Genomic DNA, 7,332 nt, shown 5'->3' with positions numbered 1-7,332 from the left:
GCCGCCGCCGCACAACCCTCCGACTCGATCGCCGACCGTATGGTCCGCGACGCCTGCTCCGACCGCCGTCACCGTCCCGGCGAAATCGGTGCCCAGGCCCCGGAGCGTGTCCTGGCCCAGCGCGGCCAGCACGTCGGGGTCGGTGAGGCCGGCGGCGCTGACCGCGATCTCGATTTCCCCGGGTCCCGGTGAACGCCGTTCGTGGAGAACGAGTTCCATCGACTCAAGGTCACCGGGTATACGGACCTGCAGGCGAATCCCGTCACGCCCCGGGTCGGCGATTGTGGTTCGTCGCTCTTCTGGGCACAGCGGAGTGGGGGACAACCGCGCGACATACCAGGTGTCCTGGCGCCACGCGGTCTCGTCCTCCTCGGAGCCGCCGAGCAGTTGCCGGGCCAGCTGCTCGGGGTCGGTGCTTTGGTCCATATCGATCTGGGTGACCCGCAGGTGCGGATTCTCGGTGCCGATCACCCGCACCAAACCCCGCAGCCCAGCCTGCTCCAGGTCCGGCACGTCGCCGGCGACCACGGCCTGGGCGCTGCGGGTAACGACATAGAGCCGCGGAAGTTCGCCCGGGAAGTCCGGCAGATCGCGGGTGACGCGAATCAGATGTTGCACGGACTCACAACCCAGGCGGGGGGATTGGTCCGCGGCGCCGCCGTTTCCGGATCCCGTCAGGACCACCATTCCGCTGAATCCGCCCGCACGCAGATGGTCTCGAAGCTGTTGCGCCGTCGCGTCGTGGTCGGCGTGCGGTGGCCAGCACATCGTGATGCACTGCGCACCAGATGCTTTCAGCGCGTCGGTCAACGCGGCGCCCAAGTCACCGGCGGTGGTGATCAGCAGCCACGTTCCGGCGGCGGCATACTGGGCGTCAGGTAGCTCCCGGTGCCGCCAGTCGATCGTCAGCAGCCGTTGGGCCAGCAGCCGGTCGGCGTGGCCGTTGTCGGTTGCCTCGGTGCCCAGCCGCAGCCCCCGCACCGAGAGAAGGGTCGTTCCATGCTCATCGAGGATGTCGAGATCGGCCTCGACGCCAGCCGTATCCGCCTTGGTCACCCGGGTGTAGCAGTAGCGGGCGCCGCGCGCGGCGCCGTCGAGGCGGAGTGCTCGGATCCCCAACGGCAACGCCAGCGCATCGTCGTCGAGGTCACGCACCAGCGGGTGAGCGGCGATGGACTGGAAGCACGCATCCAGTAGCGCCGGGTGGAACCCGTAAGCATCTTGCTGCGAACGGATTTCACCGGGCAGTGCGACCTCGGCGAGGACCGTATCGGGAGACTCGTCGCCGGTACGCAAGGCGACCAGCCCGCTGAACGCCCGGCCATACTGAACACCTCGCCGGTCCAGGCGGCGGCGCACCTCGGCGCCGTCCTCGCGGTGCGGGTGGGCGGCCAGCAGCGCGGACGTGTTCCGCGCGGGCGCCTGCTGCCCCGTCGCGGCGCGAAGGACCGCCGTCGCGTGCCTCCCCTGTTCCTCGGTCTCCACCACGAACTCAGCGGCATTCGGTGACGACGCCGCCGCCCAGGTACTGACCGTGGTCTGCTGATCCAGCAGCAGCGCCCGGTCGAAGCGCAGATCATGGACCTCGGCGCCGTCGCCGAGCATGACGCGCGCGGCGCTCAGCGCCATCTCGCAGTACGCCGCCGCCGGCAGGACCGGAACATTCCGGATTCGGTGATCACCCAGCCAGGGCTGGGTGGAGGTTCCCGCCTCGGCCTGCCAGACGTGGCGTTCCGGTTCTTCCAACAAACGCACGTGGGCACCCAACAGTGGATGGACCGAAATGCTGCGACCGTGCGTCGGCGATCCGTGATCACCGCGGCGCAACAACAGGGGCCGGTGGGCCCAGGTCGGCAGCGGCGCGTCCACCAGCCGGCCATCGGGGTAGAGCAACGAGAAGTCCACCGCGGCACCCGCGCTGTGCAGGTCGGCTACGAAACTGCCCAGCCCGGATGGCAGCGCTTGGCCGCGGCGCATGACGGCTAGGGCGGCCAGCGGCATGTCGAGACTGCGGGCGGACTGCTCGATCGCATGGGTGAGCAGCGGGTGCGGCGCCAGTTCCGCGAAGACCCGGTAACCCTCTTCCAGGGCGGCCCGTACCGCCGGTGCAAACCGCACCATCTGGCGGAGGTTTTGCACCCAGTAGTCGGCATCGCACACCGGCCGCTCACGCGCGTCGTACAGGGTGGCCGAGTAGAAGGGGATATCCGGCGGCATCGGCCGGAGGTCGGTGAGTGCGTCCGCCAGGTCGTCGAGGATCGGATCGACCTGCGGGGAGTGTGACGCAACGTCGACGGCGATCTCGCGGGCCAGCACATCTTGCAGCTCCCAGGCCGCGACCAGATCGCGAACGGTTTGGGTGGCGCCGCCGATCACCGTGGACTGCGGCGAGGCGACCACCGCCACCACCGCGTCGTCGACGCCGCGGGTGATGAACTCCGAAAGCACCTGCTGTGCAGGCAGTTCCACCGACGCCATCGCGCCGGATCCGGCGATGCCGGACATCAGCCGCGAGCGCCGGCAAATGACGCGCACCCCGTCGTCCAGCGATAGGGCTCCGGCGACGACGGCCGCGGCGACCTCACCGAGGGAATGTCCGATCACCGCGCCCGGGCGCGCCCCGTACGAGCGCAAGGTGGCGGCGAGCGCGACCTGCATGGTGAACAGGGTCGGTTGTATCCGGTCGATACCGGTCACGGTCTGCGCCGCGGTCATCGCCTCGGTCACCGAAAACCCGGCCTCGTGCGCGATCAACGGCTCGGCCTCGGCGACGGTTGCGGCGAAAACCGGTTCGGTGGCCAGCAATTCGGCGCCCATCTGGGCCCACTGCGATCCCTGGCCGGAGAACACCCACACCGGCCCCCTGTCGTCGTGCCCGATCGCGGCCGGGCACGGACCGTCGCCGGCGGCCACATCTCGCAGGGCCGCAATCAGTTCCGGACGGTTGCCCGCAATGACGGCGCTACGTACCGGGCGGTGCGCGCGCCGGCGCGCCAGGGTGTACGCCAGATCCGGTAATTGCACATCCTCGTGTGCCGCCACCCAGTCGGCCAGCCTGCCCGCGGTGCGGCGCAGCTCGTCGGCGGAGCTGGATGACAGCGGGAACATCAGAGAATCGGCCGGCGCCGAATCCACCGAAACAGCTTGCACTGCAGCGGGTTCAGGTGCCTGCTCGACGATCGCGTGAGCGTTGGTGCCGGATAGCCCGTACGACGACACCGCCGCCCGCCGGGGATGACCGCCGTCGCGGGGCCACGGCGAAACCGTCTGTGGCACAAAGAGTTGGGTCTTGATGGCGGCCAGCGGATCGGGCAGCTTGGTGAAATGCAGATTCCGGGGCACCATGCCGTGTTGCAGGGCAAGGATGGTTTTCATCAGGCCCAGCGCACCGGCGGCCGCCTGGGCATGCCCGAGATTGGTTTTCACCGCGCCCAGCGCGCAGGGACCCTCGATGCCATAGACCTCGGTCAGGCCGGCGTATTCGATCGGGTCGCCGATCGGCGTGCCGGTTCCGTGAGCCTCCACCATGCCGATGCTGGCGGCGTCGACGCCGGCGGCGGCCAACGCCGCCCGATACACCGCGGTCTGCGCCGCGGCCGACGGGGTGGCGATGTTGACGGTGTGGCCGTCTTGGTTGGCCGCGGTGCCGCGGATGACCGCCAGAATTCGGTCGCCGTCGCGCAGCGCGTCGCCTAATCGCTTGAGTAGCAACACGACACAGCCTTCGGAGGACGCGAATCCGTCCGCCTCGACGTCGAACGCATGACATCTCCCGGTGGGAGACAGCATGCCTTCCGCGGAGCCCGCGACGAACTTGCGCGGATCGAGGATCACGGTTGCGCCGCCCGCCAGGGCGAGGTCGCTTTCACCGTCACCGAGGCTGCGACAGGCCAGGTGCACCGCGGTCAGACCGGACGAACAAGCGGTGTCCACCGTGACCGCCGGGCCGTGCACGCCCAACGCGTACGCGATGCGGCCGGACGCCAAACTGAAGCTGCTGCCGGAGAATCCGTACGGCCCCTCCACGGCGTGCGCGTCGGCGGCCAGCAGTTGGTAGTCGCCGTGGGTCAGACCCACGAACACGCCCGTGCGCGACTCGGCCATGGTCTCTGGGGTGAGGCCGGCGTGTTCCATGGCCTCCCATGAGGTTTCCAGCAGCAGCCGGTGCTGGGGGTCGATCGCGGTGGCTTCGCGCTCGTTGATCCCGAAGAACTCGCAATCGAAACCGGCGACGTCGTCGAGGAATCCGCCCCACTTCGTCACCGAGCGGCCCGGCACTCCCGGCTGGGGGTCGTAATATTCGTCGGCGTCCCACCGGTCCGGGGGCACCTCGGTGACCAGGTCATCCCCGCGCAGCAGCGCCTCCCACAACCGTTCGGGAGAGTCGATGCCCCCCGGCAGGCGGCAGGCCATGCCGATAACAGCAGTGGAAGTGAAACCCGATGTCTCCACGGCCGTCCACCCTCTTCTTATCCGACGGGGCGGTGAGTGCGTACGAATCCTGATCGTTCGGCGGCCTCGACCATCGGCTGCGGTGCTTTGCTGAATTGACGCCCAAGCAAATGAGGGCCGGCTGTGGAGCCCGCGGTGACCCCGAGTCCGCACCCCACATCCGTGCGGGAACGCCCCGGAGTCGCGATGGGTGGAGACGTGCAGCGCGGATGGCCGCGCTTCCTGCCGGTCGACAGTTGGCTGAAATCTCGGCGAACGCCGGTCAGAAGCCGTCGCGCGCCGGTCGTCGGCCGCGACAAACAAGTTGTCGTTGTCGTTGTCGACGGATTGATCATCGGTTCTCCCACACCGCAAGTCGACATGCGTAAAACAGACCCTACAGAAGGTCACCTCCGCGCGCGCCGCGTTGAGGCAAATTCTTCTGGGTGACGAGTGAGTTAGCCCGGAGTTAAGCCGCGATTGGTCAGGCGGCCCGGGTTCGAAGCGTCGCCGTCGGGGAAGGGCCGGCTTGCGGGCCTAGCGCGCCTGGCCCTGAGAGGCCAGGAAACCCGCGACGCCGCGGACCATCGCGTCGGCGTATTTCTGCCTGCCCTCGGCCGACTCCATCAGCGCCGAGTCCGCGGGGTTCTTCATGTTGCCGCACTCGACCAGGATCGACGGGTACTGCGCCAGGTTCAGCCCGGCCAAATCCGAGCGCCCGTACAACCCGCTCTGGCCGATGTAGTTGGCGGGCGGGATGCCGGAGGCCTGCATCTGGTCGCGCATGATCCTGGCGTACTGCACCGACGGCCCGGCCTGCACCTGGTTCAGCGGCGGGGCCGAGTAGTTGACGTGGAATCCGCGGCCAGATGCGGGGCCGCCGTCGGCGTGGATGCTCAGGACCGCGTTGGGATGCAACGCGTTGGCCATGTTGGCGCGCTCGTCGACGCAGGGTCCCAGCCCGGTGTCGTTGCCGCGGGCCATCGCGGTCCGCACGCCCAGGGCGTTCAACTCCGCACGAACCCGCAGCGCCGTGTCCCAGGTGAAGGTGTGCTCCTGATAACCGCTGTTGGTCGACGTTCCGCTCGCCTGGCAGTCCTTGGTACCGCCGCGACCGGTGGGCACCTGACGGCTGATGGACGCGTCGTTGGAGCCGTTGTGGCCGGGGTCGATGAAGACCACCATGCCGGCGATGTTGGACGGGACCGCCCACGCGGCCGGGGTCGCGGTCGGGGTGATCGCCGCCGAAGCGGCAACCAGCGCACCGATGACCATCCTGATGCCGACACGCCTGCTCACTCGTAGGTCCACGGCGCAAAGGTAGCTTCGCGCGGTCTACGCTGGGTGTTTCGAATCGCCGGATACACGCAGGCGAAACCAACTCGAGACCAAGATGCGAGGGGACTGTCATGCAACCCGGAGGCGACATGTCGGCGCTGCTGGCCCAGGCGCAGCAGATGCAGCAGAAGTTGATGGAGGCCCAGCAACAGCTCGCCAACGCCGAGATACACGGGCAGGCCGGCGGTGGCTTGGTCAGGGTGACGGTGAAGGGCAGCGGCGAGGTGGTCGCGGTGCAGATCGATCCCAAGGTGGTCGACCCCGGCGACGTCGAGACGCTGCAGGACTTGATCGTCGGCGCCATGGCCGACGCCTCCACGCAGGTCACCCGGATGGCGCAGGAGCGGCTGGGGGCGCTGGCCGGCGGTTTCGGCGGGCCGCCGCCGGGACAGCCGCCGGCGCAGGCGCCGGAGCTGTAGATCGTCGAACATGTTTGAAGGACCGGTCCAGGATTTGATCGACGAGCTCGGCAAGCTGCCGGGCATCGGGCCCAAGAGCGCCCAGCGCATCGCCTTCCACCTGCTGTCGGTCGAACCGCCGGACATCGATCGGCTGACCGCGGCGCTGGGCAAGGTGCGCGACGGCGTGCGGTTCTGTGCGGTGTGCGGCAACGTCTCCGACAACGAGCGGTGCCGAATCTGTTCGGACCCTCGTCGGGACGGCTCGCTGGTGTGCGTCGTCGAGGAACCCAAGGATGTGCAGGCCGTCGAGCGCACCCGCGAATTCCGCGGCCGCTACCACGTGCTGGGCGGCGCGCTGGATCCGTTGTCCGGGGTGGGGCCCGAGCAGTTGCGGATCCGCGAACTGCTGAGCCGGATCGGGGAGCGGGTCGACGACGTCGACATCAGCGAGGTGATCATCGCCACCGACCCGAACACCGAGGGCGAGGCCACCGCCACTTACCTGGTCCGGATGCTGCGCGACATCCCGGGGCTGACCGTGACGCGGATCGCGTCCGGGCTGCCGATGGGCGGGGACCTGGAGTTCGCCGACGAACTGACGCTGGGCCGGGCGCTCGCCGGCCGCCGGGCGATGGTCTGAGACGGCTCAGGTCTTGGTCAATCGGAACGGCCGGGTGACCGTCGAGCCTGGACCGCCACACCCGTCTGACGTGGTCGTCCGGCCCTCACCGGCAAGCGACACGGCGTCGAAGCTGTAGTCGACGGTTGCCGGAACCGTTGTTCCATTCGCGCACGGTGCCTGCGTCGCGCCGCTGTGGGTCCAGCGTCCGTTCGCGAGGTCGAACTCCCAGCTGATGACGAACGTCCCGCCGTCCTGCGAGGTCGCCAGCGTGCAGTCCGATCCGCAGGGGGCGAAAAGCCATGTGGTCGTCTTGTCACTGTCGGTATAGAGCACCGTGTATCGACCGCTCGGCACCTCGGGCGTCGCGTGCGCCGGCACCGGTGTGATCAATGCGGCCGCGACTAGCAGGGCACTGCCGCTCGCCAAACCCCGCCGCCCGCTTCTCGCGATGTCATTCCGCATGTCAGCGCACCGCCAACCGCTCCCGGCGCAACAACTCCACCTCGGGCAGCTCCAGCGGCGCCAGCTCGCCCACCACCT

At 68.9% G+C, this 7,332-nt stretch carries 5 protein-coding genes; 2 read left to right on the top strand and 3 right to left on the bottom strand.

Translation table 11 applies throughout. The features are described from left to right. Together pks2 and A5704_RS11480 are read right to left on the bottom strand one after the other, a co-directional pair. Positions 1 to 4,452, bottom strand: a 4,452-nt coding sequence (gene pks2, locus A5704_RS11485) for a sulfolipid-1 biosynthesis phthioceranic/hydroxyphthioceranic acid synthase (RefSeq protein WP_304442280.1), incomplete at its 3' end; no start/stop codon positions are given. A 516-nt stretch (positions 4,453 to 4,968) separates the two neighbouring features. Beyond that, the gene (locus A5704_RS11480; protein WP_156670150.1) at positions 4,969 to 5,742 is read right to left on the bottom strand and encodes an Rv3717 family N-acetylmuramoyl-L-alanine amidase; all 774 of its coding nucleotides are present in this window, start codon (positions 5,740 to 5,742) and stop codon (positions 4,969 to 4,971) included. A 98-nt stretch (positions 5,743 to 5,840) separates the two neighbouring features. Here A5704_RS11480 and A5704_RS11475 point away from each other — a divergent pair, with 98 nt between their 5' ends. Next, positions 5,841 to 6,188: a YbaB/EbfC family nucleoid-associated protein gene (locus A5704_RS11475; RefSeq protein WP_067784391.1), complete on the top strand. Its 348-nt coding sequence runs from the start codon at positions 5,841 to 5,843 to the stop codon at positions 6,186 to 6,188. 10 nt (positions 6,189 to 6,198) lie between these two features. Next, positions 6,199 to 6,810, top strand: coding sequence for a recombination mediator RecR (gene recR / locus A5704_RS11470; protein ID WP_067270973.1), 612 nt, complete (start codon positions 6,199 to 6,201; stop codon positions 6,808 to 6,810). A gap of 6 nt (positions 6,811 to 6,816) precedes the next feature. Here the strand turns inward: recR and A5704_RS11465 are convergent, their stop codons facing one another. Beyond that, positions 6,817 to 7,254 (bottom strand): hypothetical protein, encoded by a 438-nt coding sequence (locus A5704_RS11465; RefSeq protein WP_067756709.1) that lies wholly within the window; start codon positions 7,252 to 7,254, stop codon positions 6,817 to 6,819. Positions 7,255 to 7,332: the final 78 nt, after the last annotated feature.

The sequence above is a fragment of the Mycobacterium sp. E735 genome, from assembly GCF_001666955.1.
GTDB lineage: Bacteria > Actinomycetota > Actinomycetes > Mycobacteriales > Mycobacteriaceae > Mycobacterium.
This window is presented reverse-complemented; position numbering and strand designations above follow the sequence as displayed.